General features: G+C 68.9%; 13 protein-coding genes. 9 read left to right on the forward strand and 4 right to left on the reverse strand.

What is annotated here, in order from left to right:
• Positions 1-66: 66 nt before the first annotated feature.
• The 4 genes from argC to HWW87_RS29640 all read left to right on the forward strand — a co-directional run bounded on the left by argC (position 67) and on the right by HWW87_RS29640 (position 5,110).
• Positions 67-1,017: an N-acetyl-gamma-glutamyl-phosphate reductase gene (argC, locus tag HWW87_RS29625; RefSeq protein ID WP_174389391.1), complete on the forward strand. Its 951-nt coding sequence runs from the start codon at positions 67-69 to the stop codon at positions 1,015-1,017.
• A 433-nt stretch (positions 1,018-1,450) separates the two neighbouring features.
• A complete protein-coding gene (locus tag HWW87_RS29630) occupies positions 1,451-2,872 on the forward strand; it encodes a DUF2957 domain-containing protein (RefSeq protein WP_175823287.1) in 1,422 nt (473 codons plus the stop codon).
• Positions 2,873-3,016: 144 nt separating this feature from the next.
• Positions 3,017-4,258: a DUF2957 domain-containing protein gene (locus HWW87_RS29635; protein WP_175823288.1), complete on the forward strand. Its 1,242-nt coding sequence runs from the start codon at positions 3,017-3,019 to the stop codon at positions 4,256-4,258.
• Positions 4,259-4,276: 18 nt separating this feature from the next.
• Entirely contained in the window at positions 4,277-5,110 is an 834-nt protein-coding gene (locus HWW87_RS29640; RefSeq protein ID WP_174432440.1) for an OmpW family protein, read from the forward strand.
• Positions 5,111-5,294: 184 nt separating this feature from the next.
• On the opposite strand, the gene HWW87_RS29645 is transcribed toward HWW87_RS29640, so the two are convergent.
• Positions 5,295-6,224 carry a LysR family transcriptional regulator gene (locus tag HWW87_RS29645; protein WP_175823289.1) on the reverse strand — a complete coding sequence of 310 codons (930 nt, stop codon included), beginning with the start codon at positions 6,222-6,224 and terminating at the stop codon, positions 5,295-5,297.
• A 96-nt stretch (positions 6,225-6,320) separates the two neighbouring features.
• Here HWW87_RS29645 and HWW87_RS29650 point away from each other — a divergent pair, with 96 nt between their 5' ends.
• Positions 6,321-7,604, forward strand: coding sequence for an MFS transporter (locus tag HWW87_RS29650; protein WP_175823290.1), 1,284 nt, complete (start codon positions 6,321-6,323; stop codon positions 7,602-7,604).
• Positions 7,605-7,693: 89 nt separating this feature from the next.
• On the opposite strand, the gene HWW87_RS29655 is transcribed toward HWW87_RS29650, so the two are convergent.
• Positions 7,694-8,329, reverse strand: coding sequence for a LysE family translocator (locus HWW87_RS29655; RefSeq protein WP_175823291.1), 636 nt, complete (start codon positions 8,327-8,329; stop codon positions 7,694-7,696).
• 76 nt (positions 8,330-8,405) lie between these two features.
• Positions 8,406-9,482, reverse strand: coding sequence for an NAD(P)-dependent oxidoreductase (locus HWW87_RS29660; RefSeq protein WP_279608056.1), 1,077 nt, complete (start codon positions 9,480-9,482; stop codon positions 8,406-8,408).
• Between HWW87_RS29660 and HWW87_RS29665 the strand changes: the two genes are divergently transcribed.
• Positions 9,372-10,151 carry a Mut7-C RNAse domain-containing protein gene (locus HWW87_RS29665; protein WP_175823292.1) on the forward strand — a complete coding sequence of 260 codons (780 nt, stop codon included), beginning with the start codon at positions 9,372-9,374 and terminating at the stop codon, positions 10,149-10,151. The genes HWW87_RS29660 and HWW87_RS29665 overlap by 111 nt on opposite strands.
• Before the next feature lie 80 nt (positions 10,152-10,231).
• Here the strand turns inward: HWW87_RS29665 and HWW87_RS29670 are convergent, their stop codons facing one another.
• Positions 10,232-10,468, reverse strand: a complete 237-nt coding sequence (locus HWW87_RS29670) for a hypothetical protein (RefSeq protein ID WP_174389400.1) — start codon at positions 10,466-10,468, stop codon at positions 10,232-10,234.
• 358 nt (positions 10,469-10,826) lie between these two features.
• Here HWW87_RS29670 and HWW87_RS29675 point away from each other — a divergent pair, with 358 nt between their 5' ends.
• From HWW87_RS29675 to HWW87_RS29685, 3 genes are read left to right on the forward strand one after another with little or no spacing between them, the layout of a single operon-like run.
• A complete protein-coding gene (locus HWW87_RS29675; protein ID WP_175823293.1) occupies positions 10,827-12,032 on the forward strand; it encodes an efflux RND transporter periplasmic adaptor subunit in 1,206 nt (401 codons plus the stop codon).
• Between the two features lie 5 nt (positions 12,033-12,037).
• Positions 12,038-12,736 carry an ABC transporter ATP-binding protein gene (locus tag HWW87_RS29680; protein ID WP_175823294.1) on the forward strand — a complete coding sequence of 233 codons (699 nt, stop codon included), beginning with the start codon at positions 12,038-12,040 and terminating at the stop codon, positions 12,734-12,736.
• Between the two features lie 18 nt (positions 12,737-12,754).
• The gene (locus tag HWW87_RS29685; RefSeq protein WP_175823295.1) at positions 12,755-13,909 is read left to right on the forward strand and encodes an ABC transporter permease; all 1,155 of its coding nucleotides are present in this window, start codon (positions 12,755-12,757) and stop codon (positions 13,907-13,909) included.
• Positions 13,910-13,915: the final 6 nt, after the last annotated feature.

A 13,915-nucleotide genomic window follows, 5' to 3' on the forward strand; every position in this document is an offset into this window, starting at 1 on the left:
CCGGATGACGCCTTAAAATGGCGGTTTCAGGGCGCCGCGGCTCCCGTTTCATTCAGCGAGAACGAAATGAGCACCAAAGTTTTTGTCGACGGCCAGGAAGGCACGACCGGCCTCAAGATCTTCGAATACCTGTCGGCACGCAGCGACATCGAGATCCTGCGCATCGATGAAGCGAAGCGCAAGGACGTCGACGAGCGCCGCCGCCTGATCAACGCGTCGGACGTCACGTTCCTGTGCCTGCCGGATGTCGCGTCGCGCGAATCCGCCTCGCTCGTCGAGAACCCGAACACCACGCTGATCGACGCGAGCACCGCGTTCCGCACCAGCGCCGACTGGGCCTACGGCCTGCCCGAGCTGACCCGCGCGCAGCGCGAGAAGATTCGTACGTCGAAGCGCATCGCGGTGCCCGGCTGCCACGCATCGGCGTTCGTGCTCGCGATGCGGCCGCTCGTCGATGCGGGCATCGTCGCGCCGACGTTCGCCGCGCACAGCTACTCGATCACCGGCTACAGCGGCGGCGGCAAGTCGATGATCGCCGAGTACGAAAGCGCCGCGCCGGGCGGCAAGCTCGCGAGCCCGCGCCCGTACGCGCTCGGTCTCGCGCACAAGCACCTGCCGGAAATGGCCGCGCACACGGGCCTCGCGCACGCGCCGATCTTCACGCCGATCGTCGGCCCGTTCCTGAAGGGCCTCGCGGTGACGACCTACTTCACGCCCGAGCAGCTCGCGAAGCGCGCGACGCCGCAGGACGTGCAGCGCGTGTTCGCCGAGTACTACGCGGACGAAGCGTTCGTGCGCGTCGCACCGTTCGATGCGGATGCGAACCTCGACGGCGGCTTCTTCGACGTGCAGGCGAACAACGACACGAACCGCGTCGACCTGTTCGTGTTCGGCAACGCGGAGCGCTTCGTCACGGTCGCGCGCCTCGACAACCTCGGCAAGGGCGCGTCGGGCGCCGCGATCCAGTGCATGAACCTCAACATCGGCGCGGCCGAGGACGCGGGCCTCAAACGCTGATTCAGCATCGCACGCCATGCAAAGCCGGCCACTGGCCGGCTTTTTATTTGCCCGTATCAGGCAATATATAAAAACACCGGATCGCGCATTTACAAATATTTACAAGCTTTCCATTGCGCGATTACCAGCGAATTAATCCAGCCCTTCCTTATCCAGTCAATCCCGAATAGGGATAAACCGGATACCGTCGATTCAAACACTGCCGTTATGCGCAGGAAGGCGCTGCGAGAGCGTGCCGAGCGTCGCGCATCCCCCACTCCGGCAGCTTTCGGCAGCCTGTCTCGCGTTTAAATTCTTACCAATTTCCTTATCGGGCAAGGATTCAAATTGCCGATCCCGTTTCAATCGCCTTTTTTAGACGGGTTCATCAATTGACAGCAAAAACCCAGGCAGCGACATTAGCTCGCACAATTAAACGATTGGAGACAGCGGCATGTCGCACGCCTTATCGAAGGGGGTGGCAACGGCCTTTGCCATTGCCCCTTTCCTGGTTGCATGTGGTGGGGGGGACTCCGGTGGCGCGCTCGCGCCTATCGATGCGCCCCAATGTTCCGGCTCGAGCTGCGGCACCCAAGGGCCGCCGCCTTCGCAGCCCATCAACGGCGCACTGTGCCCGGCCAACGCGGATATCGTGAAGAGCACGTATCTCGGCGGCGCGGGTAGCGGCGAGATCGTCAGCGTCAACATCGACGCGGTCGCGATGACGTACACGCTCAAGTGGCTCGAATCGCCGATTCCGCTGAAGACGGGCACCGTCACGCCGAGCCGCGTCGGCACGACCATCACCGGCAAGGTCATCCACCCGCCGACCGGCACGCTGCCGACCGCCGAGCAAACGCGCTGCGCGTTCGTCCTCACGCCGGGCACCGGCCCCGCGCCGGACGGCTCGACCTATTCGACGGCCGCCGACTTCAACCAGGCGAACCCGCCGATGCTGCTGGTCGGCATGGGCGTGGCGGGCGGCGGCATTCCCGGCGCGACGATCCAGTACGACGGGCTGACGATCGTCCCCGTCATCGCCGAAAACGTCGGCAAGGTGCCTAACCGGCACTTCGACTTCTATCCGTTCCTCGGCTTCGCGAACACGACGACCGACCTCTCGAAGCTGCCGGGCACGTACAACGCGCTGCTCTATCACCTCGTGCCGTCGGGCAACTACGCGACGAAGGGCTCGAACTCGAGCGAGACGTTCGACGCGAACGGCGCGTGCACGTCGAGCGGTTCGGGCGGCTGCCAGACGACCGGCGATCCGTGGAAAACGAGTGCGAAGGGCGGCTACTTCGACAGCACCAAGGCACCGCAGACGCTGCCGCAGACGCAACTGCCGATCGTCGGCGCAACCGGCAAGTCGGCCACCGCGCACATGGTGATCGGCCAGCTCAACGGCGCGACGGTGCCGGTGATCGTGCGCACGGGCAACGTGAACCTCGGCACGCCGCCGCTGCACCTCGACGCGCAGGTCGACGACGAATCGGGCATCGCGGTGCTCGGTGCGGCGACGGCGGTCACGTCGGGCACGATCGACGGCGGCTACGCGGGTGCGGACTCGAACTTCAAGTACACGGCCGCGCTGATCCGCGGCAGCAACGCGTCGTTCATCAACCCGTCCACGCAGGCCGAGGAAGACGGCTTCACGCTCGACTACGGCCAGGCGACGCCGGGCCTGCTGAACGCGAAGACCGCCCCGCCGAGCGGCGCGAGCTACCCGTCCGCATCGGGCGTGGTGATCGCGACGGGCGGACTGTACGCAGCGCTGATCCAGGGCACGGTGAACGGCGGCGTCACGTCGACGTCGGCGATCACCGGCACGTCGTCGACCCCGTACTTCGGCGTGGGCGCGCAGATCAGCAAGTAGCGATCGAGGACGCGGCGGCCGGCCCGCCGCCGCGTGACGCAGGGAGGCACGAAGGCGCTCGGCTCGGCGCAAGCAGGACGAGCACACAACAGAAGCGGCCGACAGGGAGCTGGCCGCCGCACAAGACAAATCTGGAGGAGCAACATGAAGCGCAACCTCATTCTGGCGGCGGCCCTTGCCGCCCCCCTTCTTTCCGCATGCGGCGGCGGCAGCGACAATCCGCCCCCGCTCGTCGAAGACCGGCTCTGCCCTCCGTCGCTCGACTACAACACCGTGTTCACGGGCGGCGCGGGCAGCGGCGAACTCGCGAAGGTCCAGCTCGACACGACCAAGATGACCTGGCAGGTCACCTATGTCGAATCGCCGGTGCCGCAAAAGACCGGCACCGTCGTGCCGACTCGCGCGGGCACCGTCGACAGCGGCACGCTCACGCAGGAAACGCTGCTGCCGACCAACAAGCTGAACCAGTGCGCATTCCGCCTGAACGGCGCGAGCCTCGATGCGTCGCGTCCGGCGCGCATCTTCGTCGGCTTCGGCGTCGCGGGCGGCACGATTCCCGGCAAGGAGATCCAGTTCGACGGCGTGCTCGGCCAGGCCGCGGTGCCCGACACGAAATTCCCGTACTACCCGTTCATCGGCTTCTCGTCGATCGAAACCGACATCACGAAGGTCGCGGGCACGTACAGCCACATCGGCTTCGGCGAAGTGCCGTCGCAGAAATTCGGGCCGGCGTCGATCGACGCGAAGGTGACGATCAACGCGGACGGCACGTGGACCAAGTGCGACACGACCGGTCAGTTCGCCGGCGGCGCGTGCACGCAGCAGGGCACGAACTTCGTGCAGTCGGCCGACGGCAGCGGCGCGTTCCAGACGAACAACTACCGGAGCCAGCTGAAGCCGACGCTGTCGGCCACGCCGCAGGGCAAGGGCTTCATGATCGTCGGCAAGCTGCGCAACCAGCTCGTGCCGATCCTCGTGCGCACGGGGGTCGCGAACCCGAACCCGACGCCGGACAGCAACGGCGTGCCGGGCCTGACCGCCGACGACGAATCGAGCATCTCGATCCTCTCGCCGCAGACGGCCGTGGCGGCCGGTTCGCAGAACGGCGAGTACATCGGCGTCGACAGCCAGTTCGACTACCGGACCACCGCGCTGATCGACAAGCAGGCCACGCTGCTCGATCCGTTCCAGCCGTCGCAGGCGTCGCTCGCGACCGCGCTCGATCTCGACTACACGCAGAAGGTGCCGGGCACGGTCACGACGATCCACACGGGTTCGGGCAGCACGTCGCCGACCGGCAAGTTCATCTTCACGGGTGGCGTGTTCGGTTTCCTCGACAACGCGGGATCGACGCCGTATTTCACGATCGGCGCATTCGTCCAGTAAGCGGAGGGAGAAGCCGTGATGAAGAAAACCCTTCTCTGCGCGGCGGCCGGCGCCGCCGCGGTGGCGCCGCTCGCGGCGCACGCGCAGAGCGCCGGCAGCAACGTCGTCACGCTGGGCTGGTTCCACATCATGCCGCAGCAGAGCAGCACGCCGATGACGACCAACGTCGCGCCGACGCCGATCAACACGCCGCTGCGGCTGCCGCCGTCGTTCACGTCGCCGGGCACCGGGCTGCGCACGAACGGCGCCGACACCGTCGGCCTGACGGTCAGCCACTTCCTGACCGACCACATCGCGGTCACGTCGGTGGCCGGCGTGCCGCCGGTGTTCAAGGTGTCGGGCCAGGGCACGATCAAGCCGCCCGGACCGGCCGGCGCGCTCGGCACGCAGAACATCGGGCTGGGGTCGGTCAACCCGATCGTGAAGAGCGTGCGGCAGTGGAGCCCGGCGGTGATCCTGCAGTACTACTTCGGGCAGGCCACCGCGAAGTTCCGGCCGTTCCTCGGCCTCGGCGTGTCGTACAACTGGTTCAGCGACCTGCAGCTCAACACGAACTTCATCAAGCAGACGCAGGACAACCTCGGCGCGATCCTCGCGGCGGGCGCGGGCAAGCCGGGCACGACCTCGGTGGAAGCGAAGGCGTCGTCGTCCTGGCAGCCGGTGTTCAACGCGGGCCTGCAGTACAACCTGACGGAACACTTCGGGCTGGTCGCGTCGGTGACCTACATTCCGCTGAAGACGACGTCGACGGTGACGATCAAGGCGGCCGACGGCTCGGTGCTCGCCGAGTCGAAATCGGACCTGAAGGCCGACCCGATCATCAGCTACGTCGGGATGACGTACAAGTTCTGAGCGCGGCGACCGCCGGCGAATGGAGTGCCGCGACACAATCGCAGGCAAAAAAAAGCCCGCCTAAGTGGCGGGCTGAATCCATATCAGAGGAGACATGGAGGAGACAGGTGCCACTATAGCGAAACAGTTTCCGCAATGCAACATTTCCGTAGAGAAAATAAGGATTTTCCCTCGAATGCGGCCTCTAGCTCATCGTTACGGCACCTGACCCCTTTCCATTCTCCCGTTCGAGCACCTCGCCCAGCGCGTCGCGCAGCAGCGCGACCGGCCGCACCAGCCGGCCCGGCAACGTGCCGTGCACGATCCACACGTTGATCCGCGTTTCCAGCCCCGCCGTTTCCACCACCCTCAGCGCATCGCGATGCGCGCTGCGCGCCAGCGCGTTCGGCGCGGCGATGCCGATGCCGGCGCCGCGCGCGACGAGCGACAACTGCAGTTCCGAGCCGAAGGCCTCGACCGCGACGTCGAACGGCAACCCGGCCGCGCCGAGCGCGCGACTCAGCGCCGAACGCATCCCGCAGCCGTCCTGACTCAGCACCCACGGAAAACCCGACAGCGTGTCAAGCGACAGCGGGCCGTCCGGCAGCGGGAAATCGCGCGCGGCGACGAGCACCGTCGGCTGCGTGGCGAGCAGCGTCGCCGTCAACGCGTCCGGCAACGCCGCGCTCGCCGGCACCATCACGGTGGCGACGTCGAGCGTGCCGCGCTCGATGCCCTGCACCAGCGCGGGCGACCAGCCAGCCGTCACGCGCAGCGTGAGACGCGGGAACGCGTCGCGCAGCCGGTCGATCGGCCGCTCCAGCGCGAGCTCGGACAGGAACGGCGGCACGCCGATGCGCAGCTCGCCGGACGGCTCGCTGTCCGGCGAGCCCGCCGCCATCAGGTCGTCGACCGCGCCGAGCACGTTGCGCGCGAGCGCGTAGACGTCGCGTCCGGCCGCGGTCGGCTTCAGCGGTTTGCTCTGCCGCTCGAGCAGCGGCACGCCGAGCAGTGTTTCGAGGTTCTGCACGCGCCGCGTCAGGCCCGGCTGCGTCAGGTGGAGCTTCGCGGCCGCGGCGACCATCGACCCGCTGTCGACGACCGCGACGAACGCCTGGAGATCACGCGTATTCAAAACAAACTCGCATAATCATGTTATACATATTTCAATTGTCGCATAAACATCGAACACCTACGATGGGCGTTCCTTCGATCTTCACCCAGGCTTCCGATGAACTGCCCTGCCAATCGTTGCTCCGCCCCCGTTTCGCCGTCCGTCGCCGCCCCGCCCGCGCTGAGCACCGGCATGACGCTGTTCTTCGCCGCGACGGTCGGCGTGATCGTGATGGATCTGTTCGCCGCGCAGCCCCTCACCGGCCCGATCAGCGCGGACCTGCACCTGCCGCCCGGCCTCGCCGGCCTCGTCGCGATGCTGCCGCAGCTCGGCTACGCGGCCGGGCTCGTATTGCTCGTGCCGCTGGTCGACCTGCTCGAGAACCGCCGCCTGATCGTCACGACGCTCGCCGTCTGCGCGGCGGCGCTCGCGCTGCCCGCCTTCACGCGGTCAGGCATCGTGTTCCTGCTCGCGACGCTCGCGGCCGGCGCCGCGTCGAGCGTGATCCAGATGCTGGTGCCGATGGCCGCGTCGATGGCGCCCGAAGCACAGCGCGGCCGCGCGGTCGGCAACGTGATGAGCGGGCTGATGCTCGGGATCCTGCTGTCGCGGCCGCTCGCGAGCCTGATCGCGGGCTCGGCCGGCTGGCGCGCGTTCTATCTGCTGGCCGCGCTCGCGAACGCGGCGATCGCCGTCGTGCTCGCGCTGCGCCTGCCGGCGCGCACGCCGTCGATCACGGCCGGCTACCGCGCGTTGCTCGCGTCGATGGGACGCCTGCTCGCCGACGAGCCGGTGCTGCGCCGGCATGCGCTGTCGGCCGCGCTCGCGATGGCCGCGTTCAGCGCGTTCTGGACCGCCGTCGGGCTGCGGCTCGCGCAGCCGCCGTTCGCGCTCGACCTGCACGGCATTGCGCTGTTCGCGTTCGCCGGCGCCAGCGGCGCGATCGTCACGCCGCTCGCCGGCCGCGCGGGCGATCGCGGCCACGGCCCGGCCGCACAGCGGCTCGCGCACGGCACGATGCTCGCGGCGCTCGTCGTGCTCGGGATCGCCGGCGCCGGCTGGTTCGGCTTCGATGCGCACGCGCATCGCGGCGTCGCGCTCGCGCTGCTGGCCGGTGGTGCGGCGCTGCTCGATGCGGGCGTCATCGTCGACCAGACGATCGGCCGCCGCGAGATCAACCTGCTGAACCCGGCCGCGCGAGGACGCCTGAACGGGCTGTTCGTCGGGCTGTTCTTCGTCGGCGGCGCGCTGGGTGCGGCGCTCGCGGGCAGCGCATGGGCATCGGGCGGCTGGAGCGCGGTGTGTGGTGTCGGGTTCGCGTTCGCCGGCGCGGCGACCGTGTTCGGGCTGGCGGCCGGACGCGGAGCCGGCGCGGCGGCGCTGGATCGGCCGCGTGCGTGAGCGGGCAGCGGTGACGCAGCCCTAAAAAGCCGAACGCCCCGCCCTCTTGCGAGGAACGGGGCGTTCGGTACGCCGGTGTCGGCCGGGAATCAGTGACGAACCAGCGCCATCATCGCGCCGAAGCCGACGAACAGCCCGCCCGTCAGCCGGTTGAACACCTTCGCGACGCTCTGGCTCTTCAGCGTGGCGCCGATGCGCGTGCCGAACGCCGCGTAGACGAGATACCAGCTCACCTCGATCACCGCGAACGTGACGACGAGGATCCCGAACTGCGGCAGCGTCGGCTCGGCCGCGTTGATGAACTGCGGCAGCAGCGCGGCCGCGAACAGGATCGCCTTCGGGTTGCTGCCCGCGACCAGGAAGCCATTGCGGAACAGCACCCCGCGCGATGCCGACGCCCCTTGCGACACGGCATCGACGTCGGCCGCCGACGTGTCGTCCACGCGTGCGCGCCACGCCTTCACGCCGAGATAGATCAGGTAGGCCGCGCCCGCGAAGCGCAGCACATTGAACATCGCCGGCCATGCCTCGAGCACCGCGCCGAGCCCCGCCGCGGATACCGCGAGCATCAGCACCAGCGCGCTCAGGCAGCCCGCCATCGTCGCGGACGAGCGCCGCAGCCCGTGCCGCGCGCCGTGCGTCATCACGAGCAGCATGTTCGGGCCCGGAATCGCCGACACGACGAACACCGTCGCCACGAAAAGCCACCACGTATGCAAGTTCATGACTGCCTCTGCCTGAAATAAATGTAGGGAAACCGAACTGCCGATTATGCCGTGCGCACCGCGCTTCTGTCGCGTGTCAGCGGCCTGCGCGGCGCAGCGCGGCCTCCCCGAGCACCGCGAAATCCTGGTCGCCGCCGCCGTGCGCGAGCGCGTCGAGCAGGCTGTCGCGCACGACGCTCGCAACCGGCAGCGGCACCGACGTCGCGTCGCCGGCCTCCAGCGCGAGCCGGACGTCCTTCAGCCCGAGCCGCGCCTTGAAGCGCGCAGGCTCGTAGCGCCGCTCGGCGATCATCGCGCCGTAGCCTTCGTAGACGGGCCCCGGAAACACGCTGCTGGTGATCACGTCGAGGAAATCGCGCATCGCGACGCCGTGCGCGCCGAGCAGCGCGGACGCCTCGCCAAGCGTCTCGATCGCCGACGCGAGCGTGAAATTCGCGGCGATCTTCGCGACGTTCGCGTGCTGCGGCAGCGAGCCGAAGCGCCAGGTCTTCTGGCCGATTGCGTCGAACAGCGGCTGCACGCGGTCGATCGCCTCGGCCGGGCCGCCCGCCATGATCGTCAGGCGCGCGGCCGCCGCGACGTCGGGCCGCCCCATCACCGGCGCGGCGACATAGTCGAGGCCGCGCGACGCGTGCGCGTGCGCGAGCGATTCGGCGAGCGCGACCGACACCGTCGCCATGTTCACGTGGATCAGCCCGCGCGGCGCCTGGGCCAGCAGCGCGTCGTCGAACACCGCGCGCGCGGCGGCATCGTCGCCGAGCATCGAGAACACGGCGTCGCCGCGAAACGCGTCGGCCGGCGTATCGACGATCTGCGCGCCGAACGCTGCCAGCGGCTCGGCCCGCTCGCGCGACCGGTTCCAGACCCGCACCGTGTGGCCCGCCTTCAGCAGGTTCGTCGCGATCGCCTGCCCCATTTCGCCCAGCCCGATAAACCCGAGATCCATGTCCCGCTCCTTCGTTCCGTGAAGCCGCGAGTTAAACACAGATGCCGGCGCTCTGCAGCGCCTGCCGCCGGCCGGGCGCGGTGCGATACTGCCCGGATGGCGACCGCGACCTTCCGCTTTCACGGCGAACTGAACGCCTTTCTCGCGCGCCCGCAGCGCGACCGGGCGTTCGCGCACGCGTGCGCCCGCGACGCGACGGTGAAGCATGCGATCGAGGCGCTCGGCGTCCCGCATACCGAAATCGGCCGGCTGTGCGTGAACGACGCGCCGGCCGCGCTCGAGCGGCCGCTCGACGATGGCGACCGCGTCGAAGTCTTTCCCGAATGCGCACGGCCGGCGGCCGACGGTGCGCCCGGGCTGCAACCGGCATCATGGCGCTTCGTCGCCGACGCGCATCTCGGCGGCCTCGCGCAACTGCTGCGCCTCGCCGGCTTCGACACCTGCTACGACAACCACTACCGCGACGACGAACTCGCGGCGCTGGCCGAGCGGGAGAACCGGATCGTGCTGACGCGCGACCGCGAGCTGCTCAAGCGACGCGCGGTCGTGCGCGGCTGCTACCTGCATGCGCTGCAGCCGGCCGACCAGTTGCGCGAACTGTTCGAGCGGCTCGATCTCGCGCCGCACATGCGGCCGTTCCGGCTGTGCCTGCGCTGCAACGCGCCGCTGCATCCGCTCGACGCGGCCGCCGCCGCGCCGCGCGTGCCGGCCGGCGTCCGGCTGAGGCACCGGCGCTTCGCCGCGTGCGACGTATGCCGGCGCGTGTTCTGGGAAGGCTCGCACTGGCGGCGCATGCGCGCGGTGGTCGACGCGATGCGCATGCCGCCGCCCGTCCGGCCCGACCATCCCGGCGAACGGGGCGAAACCGGCGCCTGAAAAAACAAAACCCCGCATGCCGGAGCATGCGGGGTTGGCCGACCGATGACCGGCAACGCCGGCCGTGGCGGCAGGACCGCTTAGTTCTGCGTGCCTGCGTCGTTCGTGCCGGCGGCCGATGCGGCAGCGGCCTTTGCCTTGCCCTTCGCCGAACCGTGGGTCTTCAGCTGGTGCTTCGGCTTGCTGTGATCCTTCTTCATCGGCGCGGAAGCGGGCGCCATCGCGCCTGCCGGCGCCGACGCCGCCTCCTGTGCGAATGCCGAAACCGATGCGAGCGCGAATGCCGCGGCGATGATCGAAGCGAGCGTCTTCTTCATTGTTCTTCCTTTAGCGGAGAAAAAATCAAACGTACCGGTAATCAAAGATGCGAGGCATTCGCACCGGAGCCCCAGGCCGCAAGGCCGGCTTGCGCCGTTCCGTCGCGACAAAACCTGACGCACTCGTTCCATAACGCACCGCGTTCGCGGCAAGTTGACACGTTGCTTGCATCCTCGGGTTTCCCCGAGGGCGGGCGCGTCAGCCGGCGCCGACGGGCCGGACACGACGCCGCCGGACGGCGCCGCAAACCGGCTCGCGCGGCGCCGGGGCGACGCTTATACTGGCGTCCATCCGTCCCTTTCCCCGGAAACCGGATCGCGCCGGTCGCACGACCGCCGCCGTCTCGAGGCGCTCAAATTGCCCGATCACAATCTGGACAAACTGAAAATCGACCGGCGTCCGATCGCCCCGGTGCCACGCCGGCGCCGGTGGGCACGCTATGCGGTCGCCGGCGCGCTCGTCGTCATCGCGATCGTCGCCGGCCTCGCGCTCACCGGCCGGCCGACCGTCGACACCACGTCCGTCACGTCCGCGTACCCGTACCAGAACGACACGCAGCTCAATGCGACCGGCTACGTCGTGCCGCAGCGCAAGGCCGCGGTCGCGTCGAAGGGCCAGGGGCGCGTCGAATGGCTCGGCGTGCTCGAAGGCACGCGCGTGAAGCAGGACCAGATCATCGCGCGGCTGGAAAGCAACGACGTGCAGGCGTCGCTTGCCCAGGCGCGCGCGCAGGTGCAGGTCTCCCGCGCGAACCTCGGCGTCGCGCAGGCGGAACTGAAGGATGCGGAGATCGCATTGCGCCGCACTGCCGCGCTCGCGCCGCGCGGCGCCGTGCCGGCCGCGCAGCTCGACATCGATACGGCCCGCGTGAGCAAGGCACGCGCGACGCTCAATAGCGACCAGGCCGCGATCGTGTCGGCCGAGGCGAACGCGCAAGCCGCGCAGGTGGCGGTCGACCAGACGGTGATCCGCGCGCCGTTCGACGGCATCGTGCTCGCGAAGCACGCGAACGTCGGCGACAACATCACGCCGTTCTCGTCCGCGTCGGACAGCAAGGGCGCGGTCGTGACGATCGCCGACATGCAGACGCTCGAGGTCGAGGCCGACGTCGCCGAATCGAACATCGCGAAGATCCGCGCCGAGCAGCCATGCGAGATCCAGCTCGACGCGCTGCCCGACATGCGCTTCGCGGGCCGCGTGTCGCGCATCGTGCCGACCGTCGACCGCTCGAAGGCCACCGTGCTCGTGAAGGTGCGCTTCGTCGACCGCGACGAGCGCGTGCTGCCCGACATGAGCGCGAAGATCGCGTTCCTGTCGAAGCCGGCGACAGCACAGGACCGGCAGCCGGTGACGGCCGTGCAGGCGAGCGCCGTGGTCGAGCGCGACGGCCGGCCGGTCGTGTTCGTCGTAAAGGACGACGCCGTGCACGCGGTGGCCGTGACGAAGGGCATGCGGATCGGCGAGCTCGTCGCGATCCGCGGCGTGAAACCCGGCGACACGGTCGTGCTCGCGCCGGGCGCGAAGCTGAAGGACGGCGCGAAAGTGACCGTCGCGAAGAAGTAGCGCGCGTGAACGACGCCCCGCCGCCCCTCGTGGAGCTCAGCCACGTCGCGAAGTCGTACCGGCGCGGCAACCAGATCGTGCCCGTGCTGACCGACATCACGCTCGACATCGGCGAAGGCGACTTCGTCGCGCTGATGGGGCCGTCGGGCTCCGGCAAGAGCACGCTGCTGAACCTCGTGGCCGGCATCGACCGGCCCGACAGCGGCGAACTGCGCGTCGGCGGCCTCGACATCTCGCAACTCGCCGAAGCGCAACTGGCCGAATGGCGCGCCGCGAACGTCGGCTTCATCTTCCAGTTCTACAACCTGATGCCCGTGCTCACCGCGTTCGAGAACGTCGAGCTGCCGCTGATGCTCACGCACCTGTCGCGCCGCGAGCGGCGCGAGCGCGTCGAGCTCGTGCTCGACATGGTGAATCTCGGCGATCGCACGAGCCATTACCCGTCCGAGCTGTCGGGCGGCCAGCAGCAGCGCGTCGCGATCGCGCGCGCGCTGATCACCGATCCGGTGCTGATCGTCGCCGACGAGCCGACCGGCGACCTCGACCGCGCATCGGCCACCGACGTGCTGGCGATGCTGCAGCGGATGAACGCCGAACTCGGCAAGACGATCATCATGGTGACGCACGACGCGCACGCGGCCGGCGCCGCGCGCGCGCTCGTCCATCTGGAAAAAGGGGAGCTGATCGATGGGCACGCCGTCTGACCGACGGGAGCGCGCGACATGTACGTGCTGAAGCTGATCGCGCGCAACGCGCTGCGGCACCGGCTGCGCACGCTGCTGACCGTGCTCGGGCTCACGATCGCCGTGCTCGCGTTCGGGCTGCTGCACACCGTCGTCGATGCGTGGTACGCGGGCGCGGCGGCCGCGTCCAGCGGGCGACTCGTCACGCGCAACGCGATCTCGCTCGTGTTTCCGCTGCCGGTGAGCTACGAGAACCGCATCCGCGGCGTCGACGGCGTGACGGCCGTGGTCCGCTCGAACTGGTTCGGCGGCATCTATCGCGACCCGAAAAATTTCTTCGCGAGCTTCGCGGTGTCGGACAACTATCTCGACCTGTATCCGGAATTCATCCTGCCGGCGCAGCAGCGCGCCGACTACGACCGCGACCGCCGCGGCTGCCTCGTCGGCCGCCAGCTCGCGACGCAGTTCGGCTTCAAGGTCGGCGACGTGATCCCGCTGAAGGGCACGATCTATCCGGGCACGTGGGATTTCATCGTGCGCGGGATCCTCGACGGCCGCGACGATTCGACGATCACGCGCCAACTGGTGTTCCACTGGGATTACCTGAACGAGACGGTGCGCAAGCGCACGCCGAAGCAGGCCGACCAGGTCGGCGTGTTCGTGCTCGGCGTCGCGAACCCCGACGACGGCGCGTCGATCGCGCGCAACGTCGACGCGGTGTTCAAGAACTCGCTCGCCGAAACGCTGACCGAGACCGAACAGGCGTTCCAGCTCGGCTTCGTCGCGATGTCGAACCAGATCATCGCGGCGATCCGCCTCGTGTCGTACGTGGTGATCCTGATCATCATGGCCGTGATGGCCAACGCGATGGCGATGAGCGCGCGCGAGCGCACGGCCGAATACGCGACGCTGAAGGCGCTCGGCTTCGGCCCCGGGTTCCTCGCGCTGATCGTGTTCGGCGAATCGGTCGTGATCGCGGTGGCCGGCGGCGGGCTCGGCATCCTCGCGACGCCGCCCGCCGCGAGCCTGTTCAAGCAGGCGGCCGGCGGCCTCTTCCCGGTGTTCAAGGTGTCGACCGAAACCGTCGCGCTGCAGGCCGCGTGCTCGGTCGCGGTCGGCCTCGCGGCCGCGCTCGTGCCAGCGTGGCAGGCGGCACGCGTGCGCGTCGTCGAAGGCCTGCGGGCGATCGGATAGAGGCTC

It is taken from the genome of Burkholderia sp. BCC0419 (assembly GCF_902830285.1).
Taxonomy (GTDB): domain Bacteria; phylum Pseudomonadota; class Gammaproteobacteria; order Burkholderiales; family Burkholderiaceae; genus Burkholderia.

Excerpts from the sequence above, each read along its gene's own strand:
- argC (WP_174389391.1), top strand. The coding sequence starts at position 67 with ATGAGCACCAAAGTTTTTGTCGACGGCCAGGAAGGCACGACCGGCCTC.
- HWW87_RS29630 (WP_175823287.1), top strand. The coding sequence starts at position 1,451 with ATGTCGCACGCCTTATCGAAGGGGGTGGCAACGGCCTTTGCCATTGCC.
- HWW87_RS29635 (WP_175823288.1), top strand. The coding sequence starts at position 3,017 with ATGAAGCGCAACCTCATTCTGGCGGCGGCCCTTGCCGCCCCCCTTCTT.
- HWW87_RS29640 (WP_174432440.1), top strand. The coding sequence starts at position 4,277 with ATGAAGAAAACCCTTCTCTGCGCGGCGGCCGGCGCCGCCGCGGTGGCG.
- HWW87_RS29650 (WP_175823290.1), top strand. The coding sequence starts at position 6,321 with ATGAACTGCCCTGCCAATCGTTGCTCCGCCCCCGTTTCGCCGTCCGTC.
- HWW87_RS29655 (WP_175823291.1), bottom strand. The coding sequence starts at position 8,329 with ATGAACTTGCATACGTGGTGGCTTTTCGTGGCGACGGTGTTCGTCGTG.
- HWW87_RS29665 (WP_175823292.1), top strand. The coding sequence starts at position 9,372 with ATGGCGACCGCGACCTTCCGCTTTCACGGCGAACTGAACGCCTTTCTC.
- HWW87_RS29660 (WP_279608056.1), bottom strand. The coding sequence starts at position 9,482 with ATGCTTCACCGTCGCGTCGCGGGCGCACGCGTGCGCGAACGCCCGGTC.
- HWW87_RS29670 (WP_174389400.1), bottom strand. The coding sequence starts at position 10,468 with ATGAAGAAGACGCTCGCTTCGATCATCGCCGCGGCATTCGCGCTCGCA.
- HWW87_RS29685 (WP_175823295.1), top strand. The coding sequence starts at position 12,755 with ATGTACGTGCTGAAGCTGATCGCGCGCAACGCGCTGCGGCACCGGCTG.